The sequence below is a fragment of the Paractinoplanes toevensis genome (genome assembly GCF_018332695.1).
In the GTDB taxonomy this organism is placed as follows: domain Bacteria; phylum Actinomycetota; class Actinomycetes; order Mycobacteriales; family Micromonosporaceae; genus Actinoplanes; species Actinoplanes toevensis.
In genome coordinates this window covers 1-19,289 of sequence record NZ_BOQN01000036.1, presented here as the reverse complement: position 1 = coordinate 19,289, position 19,289 = coordinate 1, and the positions used below count along the sequence as shown (strand labels likewise).

Below are 19,289 nucleotides of genomic sequence, written 5' to 3'. Positions count from 1 at the left end.
GTTGCAGCGGCTTCCGGCTCGGTCCGGCCTCGTACGGGTAGGTCCGGCGTCGTTCCCCAACAATTTCCCCAACAAATTTGGTGGGGAGCGGCGCCGCTTCGGGGCCTCCAAGACGGAGGTCAACTATGCAGTTAACTACCATATGTACGTTTTCGTGGTCCGGCGCTGCTCGCGGACTTGACCGTTCTGGTAACACCAGACAGCCAGGTGTCTGCGAAGTGAGTGTGGCATCTGACCGTTGCCAGGCCGCTTCCGTTCCGACTGCAGGGCTGGTAGCGGTAACGCTGCCTCTGCCGGTGTCGGCTGAACGTTTGGCCATCATGGTGGCGGGTGCGCGATGAGCACCTGGGAGAGGGTCTCGGAGTTCGCGGAGCGAGTGCCTCCGGGAGTCTGGGTGGTGGTCCTGGTGGCCGCCAATCTGGTCGCCACCCTCGTGACGTGGTCCAGCGCGCGGCGGCGGATGCGGCGGGCCGGCGAGCGGGCTGCCGACCCGCACCTGGTGGGCGGTGACGCCGCTCGGAAGCGGGATGCAGCGTTGACGGTGGCCGCCCTGATCCCGGCCGGGTTGTGCTGGGCGATGGTGCTGGCCGGCTCGTTCCATGGACTGATCGCCTTCGGCCGGGACGTACTGGGCTGGCACGACGGCTGGGAATACCTGGTCCCGGGCACCCTGGACGGGGTCAGCGTGACGTTCGCGTTCCTCGCCTTCCGCGCGGTACGCATGCGGAAAGCCCCGGATCGCTGCTACCGGGTGGTGTGGGGTGCCGCGGTCGCCTCGGCGACGGTGAACTTCGCCTACGAGTACACCCACTCCGGTCACAACCTGATCGCGGGCGGCTACCTCGCGCTGTTGAGTCTGTTCGGCATGGTCATGCTGCACGAGTTCCTGGCGCAGTTCGAGGAAGGCGCGGCCTACGTCAAGCGCAGCAACCCCAGGTTCGGGGCGCGGTGGATCGCCTGGCCCACGAACACGTTCTGCGCCGCGGTGGCCTGGCGCAACTACCCGCCGGCCGAAGGCATGCCGGCCACGGTCCTGAACGCGATCGCCAATCTCAACCGGGTTCGAGCGCTAAAGCGGGCGGTGCGGGAGGCGAAGATCATCAACCGTCATCAGGAGGCTCTGGCCGCGGCACGGCGACACGAGGAACTTCAAGCGGCACAAGCGGGCCTTGAAACGGCCGTAGACGCCGCAGAGGGACGTGAAGGGGTTTGACGGGCACGGTCAGTGTTCCCGCCCCAGTGGAGAGCGTTCTGGGCTGGCTGGCCGAGGCGCCGGGGGAAGGTTTGGCGCTGACTGTCGCGGCCCGGCCGGTTACGCCCGCGCCGCGCGGGCCGTCCAGGCTGGACAAGGAGGCGGGCGCCGAGCCTCGGGTTGCTGGGATGCGGGTGCCAGCGACGGCGGCGACGACCGCCGAGTGGGCAGCTCTGTGGGTGCCGATGTGCTCGGAGGGGGATTCGGTGTTGGGTCCGCTCAACGATGATGTTGCTCGGGCCCGGTATGCCCTGACCGCCAAGCAGCTGCGCAACGTCCGCAACGCTGCGACCTCGGGCGTCTTGCGGCAGAAGGCGGCCATGCTCGGTGTGGAGCTGCCGGAAGAGTACGTGGACAACCCGATGGACGGCCGGGTCGATGGCAAAGTTGGCCGACGCGACGGCGTAGGAGGGCACATTTAGCGGGGCGGAAGTTTGCAGCGGAAAAATCCGAAAAAAGCGGTGCAATAGCGATCCCGCAAGACGCTTCCACCGAGGCTTCCATCGGCCGACATGCCGCACCCCGACCGACCGCACCTGCCGCGACGCCCATGCACCTACCAGAAGATCGATTGAAGCGACATGTTGCCACGGCTAACGGCAACCATGACGGCGACATGGGCGACCAACGACGGACAGCCGCGCGCGAACACACACCCGAGCCGCTTGAGCCGGCTGCCAGATCAGTCCGGCAAGTCAAATTGCTCTTTGACAGTTCCAGGCGCGGTGGCCAGTAGTTCTTCCGCTAGCTTTCTATCCGAGGAGTGCCACGGACACGCCAGTGCCCACCGCAGCAGCGGAACAGCGCTCGGGGAAGAAAGGAACGCATCACGGGCGGCTGAATTGCCCGGCCCAGCTACCTTAAGCGCGTCCCAATACCCAAATTCGGCTTGGGGGTCCTCCAGTGCCGTTACAACCCTTATGTCCCGATCGCGCATACTCAATCGCCAACGACCCATCTGAGTAGGCCCGAGAACGACAGCCATCACGGTTATCCCAACTGATGGCCAGTCACCCGAATCAACTGGACGGTCTGCAACATCGGAAGAATCAACAAAGCCCTCAACGCCGTTTTCCAAGTGCAGGAGCAGGCCATACTTCTTATGGTCAGCAACAACGCCTGAAACCGTGGAGTATCTCCGCAACTGATTCTCGGGGGAATTCATTGGCCTGGCCTCCAATGCTTGCGTCCGAAGTTGTTGAACTCCGGAATCAATTTCGGGAATCAAGTTTTCTTTCTGACTGCCGAGGCCATCCCGAATTTCTATGTCGTCGTTGTCTTGAATCCACTGTGCTGGAATCCTGACCTTAAACCCATCGCCTGCCCGATGCGAGTTATTGGCCGCAAAGGCTGTCGTCTCTCACTATTTCCGAAATGCGCTGAGCCTGTCGCGATGTCGCTGTTCTCATCGAAATCAGGAAAGTCGTCAGGGTCCAGCCCTTGAACGCGCTCCTTATGGCCCCTACTCGGTGGAGAAACCCGGCAAAGATCAAGGCTCCCACCTGTGTTGTGTACGAGCACCGGGGTCCGCCCGGCGAGCACATAGTACGTGTGGATGACGGCGACGCTGAGGTTGTGCATCGTCTCGTGGCCTTGGAAGGCGTGGACGGTCAGGACGGTTGCCAGTGCCGCGGGGGCGGGGGGCTGCATTGCGTCGCCGGGGTTCAGGTCGGCGGCGTTGGTCCATTGGTGAGTGGACGGGGTTCCAGAACGGGTGTTCCGGGGTGGTGTGCACGGTTGCGATCGTGCCGTCGCCCGATTTGATCGTTACGTCGACCAGGTCGGTGTCGGTGTTGGCGATCAGGGCGGTTACTACCACGGCTGCGGTAGGGTCGGTGGCCAGGACCTCGTCGCCACCTGGACGTCGCCGATCGCCTTCTGGGTGCGGTAGTCCAGCAAGACTGGGGCGTCCACCGAGAACCTGTTCTTGTACCCGACAGCCTGCTCGCCGGTGTCGCGCAATGATGCCCGGAAGCTGCCCTGTTCGGCGGCGTGGCCTCGGGGTCATCTTCGCCGCTCCTATGCGGTGGGTCAGCAGGGCATCGGCGACCAGGAGCGTGACGTGGCCTGCGCATTCGCTGTTTGAGGTCGCCGCAGCCGATTGACTTCATTGCTCCTGGCAACCGCTGATTACGCCGAACTGGCAGATGGTGGTGTTCTAGGAAAGCTTCAACTGCTGCTTGCCCATGTTGGTGACCGCGTTGGAGGCTGCCTTGCAGTGGCCGCCGCCGAAGCCGGGCGGGAATGGAACGTAGCCGGTGTAGTCGTGCATGACCTTGTTCAGGTTCCAGGCGCCTTGACCTGGTCCTTGAGGTCCCGATGAAGGTGCTGCCGAATCTCTTGCCGTTGCTGCCGCTGATGTCGCCGCCGTTGCCCCGGCCCGAGCCGCCGCAGTTGCCCTTGCTGCCGCCGTTGCCGCCGCTGTTGCCGCCGCCACCGCCGATCGGGAAGTTGTAGGGGGCGGTACCGAGGTCTCGCGCTGGCACTGCAGGCCGGTGGCAACCCTCTGAGAGCCGAACTGGGATGGTGACTTGCGCCACATTTCGTTCTGAGCTGTGGCGGATTGGAGGTTCTGACCAGCGAATGCGGTTGCGTGCTTACTGTCGCTCAGCGATCGACTCAAAACTCTCTGTTTACATCCGTGATCTTGCATGTGTTAATTCTTCGCGACTGAGCTGGTGTCGCGGGGGATGTGTCGATGGCTGCTGTCAGGTTCGTGAATCGTCGTGTGGTCATCGCTGCCGTCGCAGCCACGATCGTCTCCGGGTTGTCGGTGCCGGCCGGTGCCGAGCCGGCTGTGGCGGCTCTGCCGCCGGCGCGGTGTGTGACCGAACAGCCTGACGAGGCGGCGGCCGTGCGGATGGCCCGTGTGTGCCGGGGCCGGGTGGAGAACCTCGCCGAGCGCACCGAGCACGCGCAGGTCTTCGTCAATCCGGACGGATCGCGCACGCTCGACGAGACCGTCGAGCCGGCCCGGGTGCGCGACGGCAAGAACTGGATTCCGGTCGACACCCGCCTACGCGCGACCGCGGCCGGTATCGCTCCGAAGGCCACCGTTTTGCCGATGGTGTTCTCAGCGGGTGGCGACACCCTGGTCGGGCGGCTGGGGGACCGCGACCGCGAGCTGACGGTGACCTGGCCGGAGAAGCTGCCGAAGCCGGCGCTCGCCGGGTCGACCGCGCTCTACAAGGGGGTGCTGCCCGGAGTCGACCTGCGGGTGACCGCGCAGGCGACCGGTTTCTCCGAAGTGCTGGTCGTGCACGACCGTAAGGCGGCGGCCAACCCGAAACTGGCGAAGCTCAAGTTCGGCATGTCGGCCAAGGGTGTCAAGGTCAAGGCCGCGACCGGCGGCGGCCTGGTGGCCCGGGACGCCAAGGGCGCCGCGGTGTTCACCGCGCCCGCCCCGCTGATGTGGGACTCCACCGAGTCGTCGTCGCCCTCGTCGCCCGCCGAGCAGTCACGGCCGGACATCACCGCCGAGGGCGAGGCGAAGCGCCGGGCCGTGATGCCGCTGCGGGTGACCGGCTCGGCGATCACGGTCACCCCGGACCGGGCGATGCTGACCGACCCGCGCACGAGGTACCCGGTGTACATCGACCCGGCGGTGACCGGTGGCCTGGTCGACAACGAGTGGACCTCGGTGTGGAGCAAGTATCCGTCCAGCTCGTTCTGGAAGAACACGACAGCGCTGACCGACGGGGCGGCGCGCGGCTCGGCCGGGGCCGGCCGGACCGAGGACTGTTCCGGCTGTTCCGACCACATCATCCGGTCGCTGTTCCGGATGGACACCAGCAAGGTCAAGGCCACCCAGATCCTCGGCGCCCAGTTCCGGATCGAGCAGCGGTGGTCGTGGACGTGCAGCCCGGTGACCAACGCGAAGCTGTGGTTGACCGGCGGGTTCTCGAAGACAACCACCTGGAACAGTCAGCCGACCTGGAACAACAGCTACACCGCGCAGACCAAGGGCGACCGCAAGGTCGGCGGGGTGCACGGCTGCTACGGCCCCGGCACGATCGAGTTCGACGTGAAGTCGATGGTGGCGCTGGGCGCGTCGAAGAACTGGACCAGCGTGAGCGTGGGCCTGCGCGCTGTCGACGAGGGCACGTTGTCGCAGTGGAAGCGGTACAACCCGTCCACGGCGAAGCTGTCGGTCACGTACAACCGGGCGCCGAACGCCGCCACCAACCGCATCGCCGACACCAAGGCGTGCGCCACCGGTAGCGGCCGCCCGTACGTGCTGTCGCCGACGCCAACCCTGGCCGCCATGCAGTCCGACCCGGACACCGACGAGCAGAGCCTGACCACCGATTTCTACTGGTGGCAGTACGGCGGTGCGCGCAGCGAGTCGAACAAGGTGTCGCAGACCAACGGTAACAACGCCTCCGTCGCCAAGGCTGTCCCGGCCGGGAAGCTGGCCGACGGCACAACGTACGTCTGGCAGACCAAGACGTCCGACGGAAACCTGTCGACCTGGTCGGGCACCTGCGAGTTCACCGTCGACGCGACCCCGCCCGCGAAGCCAGGTGGGGTCACTTCGACCGACTATCCGAGTGGTGTCTTCCGAGGTGGCGTGGGAATACCCGGTACCTTCACGATCACGCCGCCCGGGTCGACGGAGCATCCGGAGGAGGTCGTCTCCTACGCCTGGACGCTGGACTCCGGGCAGCAACTCGCCGCGCCGACGGTGCCAGCCGCCTCTAACTACGGCGCGACGATTACCGTCACGCCGCAGCATGACGGCCTCAACGTGCTGCACGTCTGGTCCAAGGACCGGGCCGGCCGCTTGTCGGCGCTGTCCAGGGACTACTCGTTCTCCGTGAACGCGGGCACCGGCCCGGCCGCCCGATGGACTTTCGAGGAGGCGACCGGAACCAGTACCGCCGCCGACATCAGCCAGCACAACAACACCCTCACGCTGGCCGGCGGTGCGACCCGGGTCGCCGGGCGGGGGAATGAGGGCAGTGCCCTGTGGGTGAACGGCAGCACCGGATACGCGACCACGGCGAGCGCTCCGACCTACCCGCACCCGGACACCGGTGCCGCCACGGCGGTCCGCACCGACAGCAGCTTCACCGTCTCGGCCTGGGTAAAGATCGATTCTGTCGACAACCCCGTGCAATCCACGGCAGTCGGAGCCGCAGGCAACGCCACCTACGCGTACGCCCTGGGATTCGCCGGTCATCTCAAGAAATGGCGCTTCTACATCACCGCGAGCGACACCGAGAACGCGGCTGTGTACCAGGTGTACTCCGACGCGCTTTCTGTCGCGAATAAGTGGACGCACCTCACCGGCGTCTACAACGGGACGACCCGCACGATGACGCTCTACGTCAACGGCGTCCGGCAGGCCGGCAGCGCCACCGTCACGGCCGGCACCGGCTTCAACGCGACCGGGCCGGTCCTGGTCGGCAAGCACATGTGGCACGACGGCAATGAGGCCTACTTCAACGGCGCCATCGACGACGTCCGGATTTACAACTTCATCGAGACCGACGCGAACATTGCCACCCTAGCGCTGCCGCTGAAACCACAACTCAGCCTGCCGAACGGCCCCGAGATCGTGGCCGGTGGCACGGTGGCGGTCACGTTCGACGCCCGTGGTGACACCAACGTCACCAAGTTCAAGTACAGCCTCGACAACAGCACGCTCGATCTCATGGTGAACGCCATCGAGCCTGGCGGCACCGCTACGGTGAACCTGCCGGTCGGCACGTTCACCGGCGAACGGACGGTGTTCGCGGTGGCGGTCGACGCCGGCGGCCGGACCGGCCCGAAGGCCCAGATTCAGCTCCGCGTCAAGCCGGCTACCAGCGTGACCGGCGTGGTGCTCGACACCACCTGGCTCCCGGCTCCCGGGGCCGTCGTCAAGCTGCAGCCGGGCGGGTACACCGCCACCGCCGACGCCAACGGGGCATTCGGGTTCGCGAACATCCCGATCGACTTCTACACCATCACCGCGACCTACGGCGGCCGCTGCGGCCTGGTCTCCGACCAGCAACTGCTGATCGACGGCGAAGGCATGATCGTGCAGATCCTGCTGATGCGAGCAGGCAGCAACCTCGGCCATGTCTGCGCCGAGAACACCACCACGTTCTCGGCCGCGGCCACGACTCTCGCTCTGACCGGCGACGATGCAGTCGCCACCGTGAACCTGCCGTTCGCCTTCCCGTTCTACGGCGGCGCGTACCGCACGGCATGGGTCGACACCAACGGCCTGCTGTCGTTCGTCGATCCGCAGGGTTCGCACCCGCACACTGCCGGCACACCGCTGGTCTCCGGTGCCGATCCGAACGCGGTGATCGCACCGTTCTGGGACGACCTGGTGGTCGACGCGTCGGCGAGCGTGCGTACCTCGGTCGTCGGGTCCGGTGCAACGCAGCGGTTCCTGATCGAGTGGCGCAACGTCTACCGCAAGGGCAACACCGGGCAGCGTCTGTCCTTCGAGGTGTTGCTCAGCCCGGACGGCACCGTCACCACTAACTACGACGGTCTGGACAACGCGGCCGAGCGGGGCGCGAACGCGCTCGTCGGGATCGAGTCCTCCGACGGCGAGGACGGTTTCGCCTACTCCACCGAGGAGGCGTCCCTGGTCAGCGGGAAGGCGCTGGTGTTCACCCCGCCCGAGGTGACCGGCTCGTTCGAGACCCACACGCTCAGCGGCACCCTGACCAACGCCGCCGGCGCCGCGGTCGGCGGCGCCACCGTGACCCTCGACCCGAGCGGCATGACCACCACCACGGCCGCCAATGGCAGCTATGCCTTCGACGGGGCGGTGGCCGACAGTTACACGGTGTCGGCGTCGCTGCCCGGCCGGTGCGCGATCACGGTCGCCGATCAGGTCGAGTTGCTCGCCGACACAGTGCATGACCTGCACGCTGGGCCCAATTACGGCGAGATGGGGTACGCCTGCTCGACCGGTGCCTCCGGATACGTGGCGGCCGGCACTGTGTTGCCGCTGACCGACGACTGGGTGTCCACCACGGTGACCGCGCCGTTCCCGGTGCGGTTGCACGGCGCTAGTTCGAGCACGCTGACCGTCTATGACGATGGTTTTGTTCAGGTCGCCGGTGGGACGGTCGCCCCGTTCTGGGACGACTTCTGGATCGACGGCTCGGCCAGTGTGCGGACGCAGGCGGCGGGTACGGCACCGAACCGCACGTTCACCGTGGAATGGCGCAACGTTCTGTTCGTCGACACGGACGAGCGGGTGACGTTCGAGGCGGTCTTCCACGAGAACGGCAGCTATGCCTTCCACTACGGCGCGATGACCAGCGCCCGGCAGCGCGGCAGCGCCGCCTCCGTCGGATTGAAGAGCCCGGACGGTTGGAGCTGGGAGCTGTACTCCTACCAGGAGGCCGCGCTCACCGCGAACAGTTCGATCACGTACACCCCCGCGCCGGCCGGTGTCGTCCGTGGTGTGTTGACCGAGGGGTGGACCACTGAGCCGGTGGCCGGTGCCACGATCACCATGAACCCCGGCGGCCGCAGCACGGTAACCGGCGCCGACGGCAGCTACCAGTTCGCGAACACCCCGGTCGGTGCGTACACGCTGGCGGTCAACACCGGCACTGATGGCTGCACCGGGCAGTACGCGACCGCGACCGGCTACAAGAGCTCCGGCGACCTGTCGGTGGACCTGTCGGTCAGCCCCAAGAACGACGATTTCTACACCTGCACGGTCGGCACCCAGGGGGTGATCCCCGGCGACACTGTCCGGGACTGGACCGGCGACGACGCGGTGTGGCAGGTGCCGGTGCCCTTCCCGATCAAGCTGTACGGCGAGGTCAACACCACATCCGCGTGGATCGGCAGCAACGGCTTCATCTCCTTCGCCCCGACCAGCCCCTGGTCGTACCCGGACAGCGAGATCCCGTCCGGCACCTGGGCCCCGGCCTCGCCGAACAACGTGGTCTTCCCGTTCTTCGATGACCTGGACATCGACAACGACGCGGCGATGCTCACCAAGATCAGCGGCACCGCCCCGAACCGGCAGTGGATCGTCGAGTGGCGCAACGCCAAGATCTGGGGCGGCGACAACGAACGGGTCACCTTCGAGGTGATCTTCACCGAGAACGGTGGCGTCACCTTCGCCTACGACGACATCGACCCGCTCGCCGACCTCGAACGCGGCGCCCGTGCCGCGGTCGGCGTGGAGGGTGCCGCCGGCGTGGGTGGCTTCCAGTACCTCTTCCGCGCGCCGCAGTTGGCCACCGGTAGGAGCATCACCTTCACCGCCGACGCGCCGGCCACCAACACCATCGAGGGCAGGGTCACCTGCGGCGACGACCCGGTCGAAGGGGCCACGGTGAAGGCCGCCGGCCTGTCGGTGACCAGCGACGAGAACGGCTGGTACGAGCTGGTCGGTGTGCCGGCGAAGACCTGGAACGTGGTGGCCACCATCCCGAGCGGCGACTGCGCGTACTCGATGGCCTGGCCGGCCCTGGTCGGCCGGGACACGGTGGCGATGAACTGGCCCGCCGAACCCGGCGACGGTTACCGCATCGCCGAGCAGGCAGTCCCCTACACCGCACTGTCCGGGACCTCGCTGTTCGGCGGTCATGACCAGCAGTCGACGCTCACCCTGCCGTTCCCGATCACCCTGTACGGCACGGCGAACACGTCGGCCCTTGTCTTCACGGGCGGCTACCTCGACTTCGGCAGCGGCTACGTGGCGCCGTTCAGCGGCGACTGGGAGGCCGACGAGAACTCGACCATCCTGACCGGTGTCCGCGGAACCGCCCCGAACCGCCAATACGTCGTCGAGTGGCGCAACGTGCGCCCGTACAACGACGACGGGTCGACGAGGGTCACGTTCCAGGCGATCTTCGACGAGACCGGTGGCGGCATCAGCTTCGCCTACCCGACCAACGACGGCACCTTCATCCGCTCCGGCGGCGCCGCCCGGATCGGTATCGCCCCCAAGGACGACACGTCGGAGCTCATCTGGTCCGACCAGCTGGGCGTCCTACGGCCCGGCTACGGCCTTCGCCTCCAGCCGTCCCACTCCTGACCTTTCCGCCCCTCCCGCCAACGCCCCGAGGAGTGTTCGGTGAGCTCGACCTTGTCTGAGATGTTCCGCCCGAGAGTCGCGGCGATCATGTCCGCGGCCCTGATCGCCGGCCTTCTCCAGGCGCCCGCCGCGCACGCGGCCAAGCCCGGCCCGTACACACCACCTGCCGCCAAACCGGTGCCGACCGTGCCGGTCAAGGCGCCCAAGGCCCAGCCGGCCGTCGCCGAGAAGGCCCTGCCGCAGGCCTCGGCCCGCCCGGCCCCGGTGTGGCCGAAGGCGAGCACCCAGGTGGTCGACACGGCCGCCGCGACCTCGACGGGTCTGCCCGTCCGAGTGGCCCGGTCGGCCCAGCCCGGCCCGTCCCGGGTCCGGGTGGAGATGCTGGATCGCCCGGCCACCGAGCGGGCGGGGATCCGGGGCGTCCTGATGCGGGTGGCCCGCGCGGACGGAGCATCGGCGGCTGCGCCGGCGAAGGTGTCGGTGGACTACCGCTCGTTCGCCACCGCCTACGGCGCCGACTGGTCGAGCCGCCTGCGGCTGGTGTCACTGCCCGCATGCGCCCTGACCACACCGGCCAAGGCGGAATGCGCAGCGACCCCCCTGAAGTCCACCAACGACCTCAAGGCACAGACCGTCTCAGCCGACCTCGCAGTCAGCAGCACCCAGACCCTGGTAGCGGCAACAGCGGCACCCTCCGGTCCGGCGGGCAGCTACGGGGCGAGCACGCTGAGCCCGTCCTCGACCTGGTCGGCCGGCCGCAACACCGGCGAGTTCACCTGGTCGTACGCCATGCGAACACCGCCCGGCCTGGGCGGTCCGGCGCCGGACGTGGCGCTGAACTATTCCTCGCAGTCCGTCGACGGCATGCACGCAGCATCGAACAACCAGCCCTCCTGGGTAGGCGAAGGCTTCGCGACCAGCGCCGGCGGGTTCATCGAACGCAGCTACCAGAGCTGCGCCGAGGACATGGACGGGTCGGCCAACAACACCCAGAAGACCGGCGACCTCTGCTGGGAAACCAGCAACGCCACACTGTCGCTGTCCGGCCACTCCGGCGAACTGCTCTACAACGCCGCCGAGGACCGGTGGCACCTGCGCAGCGACGACGGCTCCCGGATCGAACGCAAGACCGGAGCCACCAACGGCGACAACGACGGCGAGTACTGGGTGGTCACCACCACCGACGGCGTCCAGTACTGGTTCGGTCTCAACCGGCTCCCCGGCTGGGCGTCCGGCAACGAGGTCACCAACTCGACCCTGACCGTGCCGGTGTTCGGTAACGACCCCGGCGAGCCGTGCCACGCCACCACGTTCGCCGACTCCGACTGCACCCAGGCATGGCGGTGGAACCTCGACTACGTCGTCGACCCGCGCGGCAACTCCATGTCCCTCTGGTACCAGAAGGAGACCAACAAGTACGCCCGCAACCTCGAGACCACCGACGCGGCCTCCTACGACCGGGCGTCCTGGCTCGACCACATCGACTACGGCACCCGGAAGATCAACAGCGTCGACTCGGTCCTGAGTACCACGCCGCCGATGCGCGTCGACTTCGCCGTGGCCGACCGGTGCCTGAGCGACTGCGCAACCCACGACGCCACGCACTGGTCCGACGTGCCCTGGGACCTGTCCTGCACCGGCACCACCTGCGCCGACGACTTCTCGCCGACGTTCTGGTCGACCAAGCGCCTCGCCTCGGTCACCACCCAGGTGCGACGCGGCTCCTCGCTCAGCGATGTCGAGCGGTGGACGCTGACCCACACCTACCCCGACCCCGGTGACGGCACCCGGGCCGGACTGTGGCTGTCGAAGCTGTCGCACGTCGGCCTGGTCGGCGGGTCCGCGACGGTCCCGGACGTCGAGTTCACCCCGGTGCAGATGGCCAACCGGGTCGACACCATCGACTTCGCCGCGGCGATGAACTGGATGCGGATCACCCGGATCCGCACCGACAGCGGCGGGTCGATCAGCGTCAACTACTCCGAGCAAGACTGCAAAGCGGGCGAGACCCGCCCGACACCGGAAACCAACACCCGCCGCTGTTACCCCGTGCGATGGGTGCCGGAGGGCTACACCGATCCGGTCACCGACTGGTTCAACAAGTACGTCGTGACCACGATCTACGAGAACGACAACACCGGTGGCCTCCCTCCCGGCGGCAGCCCCCGCATCGCCTACTCCTACTCCTACCTCGACGGTGCGGCCTGGCATTACACCGACGACGACGGCATGGTCAAGAAGAATTACAAGACCTGGTCGGACTACCGCGGCTACGGCCGGGTCGGAGTGACGATCGGCGACGCAGGCGAGCAGACCTACACCGAGACCCGGTACTTCCGGGGCATGAACGGCGACCGCCTCAACGCCGCCGGTGGCAGCAAGCCGGTAAGCGTGGACGGCATCGCCGACGACGACTGGTTCGCGGGTGCCACCCGCGAGACGAAGACCCTCAACGGCCCGGCCGGCACGGTCGTGTCCCGCATGCTCAACACCCCGTGGGCGTCGGCGGCGACCGCCACCCGCACCATCAACGGCGACACCGTCACCGCCCGATTCAGCGACACCGGCACCACGACCTCGCACGTGACTCTGGACGGCGGCCGCGGCGAACGGGTAGCCAGGACCGTCACCTCGTTCGACTCCTACGGCATGCCGACCGCCGTCGACGACCTCGGGCTGGACGGAGTCGCCGGTGACGAGCAGTGCACGCTCACCGACTACGTCCGCAACACCGGCACCTGGATTATCAGCCGGGTCCAGCGGGAGCGCAGGTTCGCGGTCAAATGTGCCGACACCGGCGGCACGCTCACCGAGGCCGACGTGATCGGCGAGACCCGGACCAGCTACGACGGCCAGGCCTACGGCGCCGCACCCACCAAGGGCCTGCCGACCCAGACGCAGCAGCTGACCGCCTGGAACAGCGGCTCGCCGACCTTCGGCCCGCTCAGCAAAGCCAGCTACGACGTGCACGGACGGCCGACCACCATCTGGGACCCGCTGAACAACACCTCCACCACCGCGTACACGCCAGCCTCGGACGGGCCGGTCACCGCGACCAGCGGCAAGAACCCGCTACTGCACGAGACGAAGACCACGCTGGAGCCGGCCTGGGGCCTGCCGATCGCGGCCGTCGACCCCAACGCCAAACGCACCGACATCACATACGACCCACTTGGCCGCACGACCGCGCTCTGGGCACCCGGCCGGACCAAGGACGTCGACACCGCCACGGCGAACTACGCCTACACCCTCAGCACCGTCAGCCCCAACGTGGTCGCCACCTCGGCCCTGAACGCGGCCGGCGCCTACAACACCTCCTACACCCTCTACGACGGCCTGCTGCGGCAACGGCAGACCCAGTCTCCCTCACCGTCCGGCGGGCGCATCATCACCGAGCAGTTCTACGACACCGCTGGCCGGGAATCCCTCAGCTTCGGCAGCTACCACACCACCGGCGAACCCGGCGGCAGCCTGCTGACCGCGACCGACAAGGCGTTCGTTCCCCGGCAGAGCAGGACCGTCTACGACGGCGCCGGCCGGACCACGGCCGCGATCTTCCAGCCGTACGGCGTGGAACGCTGGCGCACGACCACCGGCTACGGCGGCGACCGGGTCGATGTGACGCCGCCGACCGGCGGGACGGCGGCCTCGACCGTCACCGATGTCCGCGGCCGTACCGTCGAACTGCGGCAGTACCACGGCACGGCGCCCACCCCGCAGACCGCCGGGACCTGGGACGCGACCACCTACACCTTCGACCGGCGTGGGTATCAGACAGCGGTCACCGATGCTCTCGGCAACACCTGGACCTCGACATACGACGTCCGCGGCCGGACGCTGCAGACGATCGACCCGGACAAGGGCAAGTCCACGTTCACGTACGACAACGCCGGCAACGTGGTGACCGCTACCGACGCCCGCGAAAAGAAGATCGCCTACGCGTACGACCCTCTGAACCGTAAACGTGCCGCGTACGACAATCAGGTCGGTGGCACCGCACGGGCCGCATGGCTCTACGACACGGTCGCCAAGGGGTACCTCACCGCGTCGACGAGGTACTTCGGATCGGCCGGCTACCAATTCAGCGTCGCCGAATACAACGACAACTACCAACCCACGAAGTCGCAGTACATCATTCCGGCGACGGAGACCGGCCTCGCCGGAACCTACAGCTACAGCACGGCCTACAACGTCGACGGGTCGGTCAAGCTCAGCAAGATGCCGTCGACCAACACCGGTCTGGAGGCGGAAGAACTCGACTACGGCTACAACGCCCTCGGGATGCCCACCACCCTCAACAGCGTCTACGGCGAGCAGAATCTGTCCTACGTTGATGGCGTCGATTACAGCGCTCTCGGCGAGCTCGAACAGATCGGCCGGTACCTGGGAAGCGGCGGACACGTCTATACCGCCTACACCCGCGAGCTGGAGACCGGCCGAGTCACCGGCATCCGGACCGACCGCGACACCGTCACCCCGAACACGCTGTCGGACACCACCTACTCGTACAACCCTGCCAGCAACATCACCAAGATCACCGACGTAGCCCCCGACCCGGTCGACGACACCCAATGCTTCAGCTACGACTACCTGTCCCGGCTGACCGAGGCCTGGACACCGGCCGCCGGCGACTGCGCGGCAGCTGCGTCGACGTCCCTGCTGGGCGGCCCGGCCGCGTACTGGAACAGCTGGCAATACGACGCGATCGGCAACCGCACCAAGCAGACCGTCCACTCATCGTCCGGCGACGCCACCACCGACTACACCTACCCGGCATCCGGCCTCACCGCGGTACGCCCGCACGCCCTGACCGGCACCACCGGCGACACCACCGGCAGCTACACCTACGACGCCACCGGCAACATGCTCACCCGCCCGACGGTATCGGCCGGCACCCAGACAATGACCTGGGACCCCGAGGGCCACCTCGACACCACCACCGACACCACCGGCCAGACCACCTACATCTACGACGCCGACGGCAACCGCCTGGTCAGCCGCGACCCCACCGGCCGCACGCTGTACCTGCCCGGCCAGGAAATCCGCTACAACACCAGCACCGCGACCACGTCCTGCACCCGCTACTACAGCCTCGGCAGCACCCTGATCGCCTCCCGGACCAGCACGGCCCTGACCTGGCTGGCGTCCGACGGCCAGGGAACAGCACAGGTGGCGGTCGACGTCGGCACCCAGCAGGCGACCGTCCGCCGGCAGACTCCGTTCGGCACGGAACGAGGCACCGCCGGCGCCTGGCCCAACAACAAGGGCTTCCTGGGCGGAACCAAGGACAACACCGGGCTGACCCATCTGGGTGCCCGCGAATACGACCCCGCCACGGGCCGGTTCATCTCGGTCGACCCCATCCAGGATCTGGCCGACCCACAACAGTGGAACGCCTACGCCTACGCCAACAACAGCCCCGTCGCCCACTCCGACCCGACCGGCCTGCGCATCGACTCGGACGGCAACGCCGGAGACACGGACTTCGCCGGCACCCCCGGCGTCTACCGGAAGAACATCTCCACCGGCTCCGACCCGTCGGACAGCGACGACGACTCGGGCAGCGGTGGCAGTGGCTCCAAGGGCACGAGCGTGGCCGGCTCCGCGCTCGGCGGGCTCAAGGGTTACTACAAGGGCATGGGCAGGGCGTTCTCCGACGCCACCGTTGGCGTCTGGTACGGCCTGAAGGCGCAGTACGAGAACACGCAGGCGAAGGCAGAGAGCGACGCGAACGCCTATCTAAATGGCGAAATTTCTTACTGGGAGTTGCTGAGGAGAGCAGGCCAGGAAGGGCTGGGCGTCGCCTTCAACGGTGACAACACCTGGCACGCCATCGAGGCGTTGTGGGCCGAGGCAAAGGGCATGGCTACCGGCGCGACCCCGGAAGAGCGGGCCGATCATGCCGGCTACCTGGTGACTAACGTCGTCATGGCGATTGTCGGCTCCAAAGTCAAGTTCGGCCGCGCCTGCAGCTTTGCGGCCGCCACCCTGGTCTTGATGGCTGACGGCACGACGAAGAAAATATCGGAGCTGGGCCGCGGCGACGAGGTCCTCGCCGCCGACCCGGAAACAGGCGAGCAAGGCGCCCGACGCATCGACACGGTCTGGGCCCACGACGACGACCTATATGAGCTGTATGTCGACGGCAACCGTATCGTTACGACCGAGGACCACCCGTTCTGGAACGAGACGGATCACCGCTGGGAGAACGCCGAGGCCCTCGACACCGGCGACCTCGTCCGTACACCAACCGGCTTCGCGCACGTGACAGGCTTCAACGCCGAAGCACACCAGTACGCCGTTGCATACAACCTGACCGTCAACGACATCCACACGTACTATGTGCTCGCCGGCACGACGCCCGTGCTGGTGCACAACTGCGGCGACCTCGTTGGTGACGCTGCGAAGTTTCCTGGGTCACACGTTCTCGACGAGCACGTCAATGTCACTCCGCAGCGAGCGGCCAATCTAGCCGCGGCCAAAGGTGGGCGTAACAGTGTCTTCATTGACGGGCAAACGGCGCAGCAGGTCGTAGACTATGGATTGGCTGGGAACCAGAGGAAGATCCAAAACTGGTTGCGCGGATCGGATCAGCAGCTTCCTCTGCGGGGCAGATTTGGAGCTCCCAACTCAATCGGAACAGTTTATCGCGCGGATGGGTCAAGCTCGCCTGCAGGGAATGGCTATTTCATTCTCCTGCAGCGCGCGAAAGGCCACTCTGGTGGTTATTATGTTCATACGGCATATCCGGAGTAGGTTGTCATGCGTGATCGTTTTACCGAGTTGGACTACGGGCTAAGTTTGCTGTCGTTGATGTATCACCAAGATTGGCGAAGCTCCGGTGACTGGACTGCTGTTCTGGAGATCTTCCTGTGGGAGGATCAGACGCCTCCTGCCGTCTTGGCGCTGTATGAAGACGCGGCAGCTTTCAGCAGCCTATCGCGTGTGGAGATTGAGGATGTATGGACAGCGTCGACCGATGAAAACTTTATCTTTGGCCGAGATGCTGACTCTGGCGACGATTTTCTATCTGTCATTCAAGAGCGCAGCCGCACGTGGCTCGTTGCGAGAGGTATCCCAACGCCTTCGGCTGGAGTTCCGATTCCCAAACGTGCTCCCGCCGAAGCGGTGGGAGCACAGATCGGATCTTTGATGGCGTGGAGCGACGTAGATGGAAGATTAGTTGGCACATTTTCTGTGCTCAAGAGATTCGCAGAAACATCGTCGCCTGATCTTGCGTTTCGACTCTTTCTTCGGATTGTCGATGCAAGGAGGATGGAGATTAGTTCTCAGCTGTACCATGAGTTTGTGCTACTGGGGCGGAGCCTGAATTTTGGTGATTTCGTTGTCTCGTCTTTGGAGTATCTGGTAAGCGACACTAACGGTTAGGCGATCAGCAGCTTGTGCGGTGGCAAGTTGCGCTGTGTGACCGATCGTGGTTGCTGACCGTGACGGTGTCTGTGCGTGTCCGGGATTGTCTGCTCGGGTTGCCGTCGCCGTTGCCGTCAGCGAGGCGATCACATCGATGCGTGACGATTGATGCCACTCGATGGTGACATGCGCTTGGAACAGGTCGCCATGAGTTGGGCGGGTCGCCATGAGTAGGCGTGCGCGCGGAGCCGTAGGCCTTGAGCGCGTACGCGCGGCCCGGCTTCGGCCGGGCCGCCGTCTTGATCCTGTAGAGCAGCTTTGAACAACCTGGACCCGGCTGGTGGCTACTGCTGGGGTTCGCGGGTGCGGCTGCTGCGCCGTTTGATGGGCGCGGCTGGCGGCTCGTCGTCGCTGGTGACTGCTGCGATGGTGGGTGGTTTGGCGAAGTTGCCGTGGTCGGCCTGGTATTTGATCACTTCGTCGATGAGCGGGCCGTGGGTGTCGGCGTGGTCGAGCAGGTCTTGCAGGGCGGCGTTCTTCTCGTCGAGGGTGCGGGCCTGGTGGTAGCGGATGGTGATGGCCTGCTGGTCGGCGAGATAGATCCGTTCGGCGGGGTGTGAGCGCCCACAGTTGACTGCGCCGTGCACGGTGCGGCGCACGTTGGTGCCGGGGGTCAGGATCCGGTGCCGCAGGCCGGTGGGCATCCAGCAGGCACGGACCCGGGCGAGCAGGTCGATGTGGGTTTCGTCTTCGGCCAGGACCACGCTGCCGGCGGGTAGGGCGGTGATGCGTTCGCGGATGGTGGTGCAGATGCTGTCGCGGTTCGGGTCGCTTTTGGCGATCAGGCGGGGCCGGGCCCAGCGGGCTTGTTCCCGGATGCGGCGGCGCATCGTCGACAGGCTGATCGCGGGTCGGCCGAGGGCTCTCCAGATTCGGGTGGTGGTCCAGGCTTTCGGGGTTTGCAGCAGGGTGTGGATACGTTCACCGAGACGCCGGCTGCCTTTGCGTGGGCGTCCGGAGCGGGGCCGGTCGGGTAGTCCGGTGATGCCTTCGGACCGGTGGCGGGCGATCCAGGTCCGAACGGTTTTCGGGTCGTAGTGCAGCAGGTCGGCGATCTCGCTCGGGGACATGCCGGCGGCGGACAACACGACGATGACCATCCGGGTTGCCGTACGCCATGGGCCGTGCAGGGCGGTAATCAGTTCGGTGTGTTGCTGTGCGGACATGCTGGCGTAGACGTGGGCGGGGCGCATACTGTCGGTGACCTCGTCGGGGTTCAGGCTCTTGTGTGGAAACCTGATCCGAACCCACGGCGGGGTCTTTACGTTGGTATGTCCCTCTCTTTGAGCGTGTTCGCGGACAGCCCGTCACCAGTTACGTACCGAACTTCTGCCTACGCGCTTAGGGCCGCGGCGCGCTGGGCGGAGCGTCAGGCGAGTACGGCGGCTCAGACGATGGCGGGACCGGCGGTGCATACCCACCCTGCGACGGATAGCCGCCTGGCGGCGGATACGAACCTGGCGGCGGATACGAACCTGGCGGCGGGTAGGAGACCGGCGGCGGATATGAGCCCGGCTGGGGATGCTGGCCGGAAGGCGGGTAGTAGCCGGGCGCCGATGGATACGGTGGCTCGCTAACGTTCGCTGGTGCCGGAGA

At 66.6% G+C, this 19,289-nt stretch carries 8 protein-coding genes and 1 pseudogene; 7 read left to right on the top strand and 2 right to left on the bottom strand.

Annotated elements, in window-relative coordinates:
- The first annotated feature begins 337 nt into the window (after positions 1 to 337).
- Together Ato02nite_RS12525 and Ato02nite_RS12520 are read left to right on the top strand one after the other, a co-directional pair.
- Positions 338 to 1,213: a DUF2637 domain-containing protein gene (locus tag Ato02nite_RS12525; RefSeq protein ID WP_213006644.1), complete on the top strand. Its 876-nt coding sequence runs from the start codon at positions 338 to 340 to the stop codon at positions 1,211 to 1,213.
- Positions 1,214 to 1,239: 26 nt separating this feature from the next.
- On the top strand, positions 1,240 to 1,674 hold the full coding sequence (locus Ato02nite_RS12520) for a hypothetical protein (protein WP_213006643.1): 435 nt from the start codon (positions 1,240 to 1,242) through the stop codon (positions 1,672 to 1,674).
- A gap of 260 nt (positions 1,675 to 1,934) precedes the next feature.
- Here Ato02nite_RS12520 and Ato02nite_RS52965 read toward each other — a convergent pair whose 3' ends face one another.
- Positions 1,935 to 2,417 (bottom strand): S1 RNA-binding domain-containing protein, encoded by a 483-nt coding sequence (locus tag Ato02nite_RS52965; RefSeq protein WP_369076918.1) that lies wholly within the window; start codon positions 2,415 to 2,417, stop codon positions 1,935 to 1,937.
- Positions 2,418 to 2,945: 528 nt separating this feature from the next.
- Between Ato02nite_RS52965 and Ato02nite_RS12510 the strand changes: the two genes are divergently transcribed.
- The 5 genes from Ato02nite_RS12510 (at position 2,946) to Ato02nite_RS12490 (ending at position 17,651) form a co-directional block, all read left to right on the top strand.
- The gene (locus tag Ato02nite_RS12510) at positions 2,946 to 3,143 is read left to right on the top strand and encodes a hypothetical protein (RefSeq protein ID WP_213006641.1); all 198 of its coding nucleotides are present in this window, start codon (positions 2,946 to 2,948) and stop codon (positions 3,141 to 3,143) included.
- A gap of 428 nt (positions 3,144 to 3,571) precedes the next feature.
- A complete protein-coding gene (locus Ato02nite_RS12505) occupies positions 3,572 to 3,709 on the top strand; it encodes a hypothetical protein (protein ID WP_213006640.1) in 138 nt (45 codons plus the stop codon).
- A gap of 259 nt (positions 3,710 to 3,968) precedes the next feature.
- The gene (locus Ato02nite_RS12500; RefSeq protein ID WP_246606738.1) at positions 3,969 to 10,262 is read left to right on the top strand and encodes an NIDO-like domain-containing protein; all 6,294 of its coding nucleotides are present in this window, start codon (positions 3,969 to 3,971) and stop codon (positions 10,260 to 10,262) included.
- 60 nt (positions 10,263 to 10,322) lie between these two features.
- Entirely contained in the window at positions 10,323 to 17,018 is a 6,696-nt protein-coding gene (locus tag Ato02nite_RS12495) for an RHS repeat-associated core domain-containing protein (RefSeq protein WP_213006639.1), read from the top strand.
- Between the two features lie 6 nt (positions 17,019 to 17,024).
- Positions 17,025 to 17,651 (top strand): hypothetical protein, encoded by a 627-nt coding sequence (locus Ato02nite_RS12490; protein ID WP_213006638.1) that lies wholly within the window; start codon positions 17,025 to 17,027, stop codon positions 17,649 to 17,651.
- A 611-nt stretch (positions 17,652 to 18,262) separates the two neighbouring features.
- Here Ato02nite_RS12490 and Ato02nite_RS12480 read toward each other — a convergent pair.
- A pseudogene (locus Ato02nite_RS12480) lies at positions 18,263 to 18,886 on the bottom strand (helix-turn-helix domain-containing protein); the annotation flags it as partial.
- Positions 18,887 to 19,289: the final 403 nt, after the last annotated feature.

What these genes read in the sequence shown, in the direction of transcription:
- Ato02nite_RS12525 (WP_213006644.1), top strand. Translation starts at nt 338, where the DNA reads ATGAGCACCTGGGAGAGGGTCTCGGAGTTCGCGGAGCGAGTGCCTCCG.
- Ato02nite_RS12490 (WP_213006638.1), top strand. Translation starts at nt 17,025, where the DNA reads ATGCGTGATCGTTTTACCGAGTTGGACTACGGGCTAAGTTTGCTGTCG.
- Ato02nite_RS52965 (WP_369076918.1), bottom strand. Translation starts at nt 2,417, where the DNA reads ATGAATTCCCCCGAGAATCAGTTGCGGAGATACTCCACGGTTTCAGGC.
- Ato02nite_RS12505 (WP_213006640.1), top strand. Translation starts at nt 3,572, where the DNA reads ATGAAGGTGCTGCCGAATCTCTTGCCGTTGCTGCCGCTGATGTCGCCG.
- Ato02nite_RS12495 (WP_213006639.1), top strand. Translation starts at nt 10,323, where the DNA reads ATGTTCCGCCCGAGAGTCGCGGCGATCATGTCCGCGGCCCTGATCGCC.